The sequence below is a fragment of the Bacillus sp. C30 genome, assembly GCF_040838255.1.
GTDB classification, from domain to species: domain Bacteria; phylum Bacillota; class Bacilli; order Bacillales; family Bacillaceae_G; genus Bacillus_A; species Bacillus_A mycoides.
Genome location: NZ_JBFPJH010000478.1, coordinates 1 through 2,090 on the forward strand (window position 1 = coordinate 1; position 2,090 = coordinate 2,090).

1 protein-coding gene is annotated in these 2,090 nt (G+C 30.2%); it reads right to left on the reverse strand.

Features of this window, described 5'->3' with window-relative positions; translation table 11 throughout:
- Positions 1-28 precede the first annotated feature (28 nt).
- Positions 29-271: a hypothetical protein gene (locus AB3X49_RS21930; RefSeq protein ID WP_367964730.1), complete on the reverse strand. Its 243-nt coding sequence runs from the start codon at positions 269-271 to the stop codon at positions 29-31.
- Positions 272-2,090 lie beyond the last annotated feature (1,819 nt).

A 2,090-nucleotide genomic window follows, 5' to 3' on the forward strand; every position in this document is an offset into this window, starting at 1 on the left:
TATTTACACACTTAATGTATATTTTTATTTATTTCATCTTTTGCATTTCTGTTTCATAGAAGAAATCTAATGTATCTATCTTACCTGTTCTATAAAAGTTTTCTGTAATAATAACCTTACGAACTGGATACAGACACTCATAGCCGTCTTTTGCTAATGTATATATTCTTTTCCCAATGTTTGTTTTGTTCTTGTCACATAAGTACCTGTTTGCTTTTTTCTTATTTGGAATAAAAAAGCTATATCGTTTTGATCTGTATACTATTTTCATCCGGATCTCCCTCTTAGATATTGTAAATTTCATGTTAGGTAACGGCATGAAGAATGACAATATATTTCGGAAATATGTGGAAGTTAATTTAAAGTATGAATTACATAGTACATTTTTCACCGTTCTAAACAGAAAGAACAAACGTATCCTTTATATGTTATAGGTGAGAAATCAACAGCAGGGTTCATTCCATATGTGATACGATATGCTCACTAACATTATTAATATGTACTATATTTTGGTTTTATATACCAAGATGGTATTACATCAATCCCAATTTGTTTCATGGATTCTATTTGTCTACCCTCATTTTTCTTTTTACTACTCATCAACATATATATATGAATTTTATGTTATTAAACATTTGTAAGTCCCATCTATTTTGTTTACATAATAATATTATAACGAAAAAACGAACCAAAAGGTTTCGTTTTTATAGGATCGTTCCTAAAATATAAATTTAACGTTTAGGAACTGAATTTTCATAGATTTTATGCAGTTCCAAAAGGTATACCTTAACAGACACATATTGAACTTAATCTTATTAACTATCGATATTTTTATCCGTTTGTGAAGAATGCTTCTTCAACTTGTATATAGCCTCGTAAGGCAAATTAAATTAAGGAGCAAAAATTATGAAAATAAAAATCAAAACACCAAACGGATTTAAATTAAAACTTTGCATCTTCCCAAAATCAATTAGCGCTATTGGATTATTAGTTCTATCTCTTCACCTAGCAGGAATCATTTGATTCTTGCTTTTCTTTTTCGTTCGTTGTATTCGTTTGTTTTGTTAATTTGAGAGGAAACTTTTTCAACAAAAGAGGTATCCTGTACCAAAAAGAGAATAATATATATCAATTCCCCTTATGTTTTTTGTACATATGTACAAAAAGAGGCGATTTTATTCGTTTCTTTTTTTGTTGTATTTGTCATTATTGGTATATAAAACCAAAATCCAGTGCATATTAAGCAAGATGAAAGACTTACTGTATCACTCCTGCATGAATGGGACCTCCGAACTCCTTATATCAAATGTAGTGGATATGTTTGTTTTCCATCCTAAGGTGAAGAATGCACTATGTAATTCATACCTAACATTACACTACCGCACACTGTTCAAATTACATAGTTGTTCTTCACCTTGAATTCAACATCATCTTCTTCATCCCAAAACTCCTCTATCCAATAATGATAATGCTTTTATCATCCTACCTTTTTAGGTTTCCAAAACGTCCATTAATGTGTAATTTCTATATAACAAAGAAAAAGAGCCCAACATTTAGTATTTCCTGCATAAACTTCACTTTATTAGCCATCTATAATTTTTTATATAAATAGTCCGGTATGTGATATTTTAATGTCCGTACACAATAAAAGAGCAACCATGCATCAATCGCCCTTTCGCCAATCTCTTATGTTATTACTATAACTCATTTTTTCCAGGGTTTCGTTACCTAGAAAGTATTTCACCTGTTGGTGTAATTAACTAAATTTTTTTTATTTTTGGTAACACCCTTACATCTTTTTTCATATATTATCTTGAAATCCTTCCTTATCGAAGTATTCGTTCCCTACTTACACACACAGAACGATACTATGCGACTGTAAGTTTCAAAAAAAACGAGTACTGCTTCTGTCACCAGTACTCGCTTTTTTACATAACAAAAGAAAAAATTAAAATGAAAAAGGTATCACTCACCAAAGAGAGAATAATATATATGTCCAGTCCTAGTGTAATTCTTTGTATATATGTGTTGGAGAGGCGATTTTATTCGCCTCTTTTTTTATGTTTATGTACACGCAATTCCTCCGTACC

Excerpts from the sequence above, each read along its gene's own strand:
- AB3X49_RS21930 (WP_367964730.1), bottom strand. The coding sequence starts at position 271 with ATGAAAATAGTATACAGATCAAAACGATATAGCTTTTTTATTCCAAAT.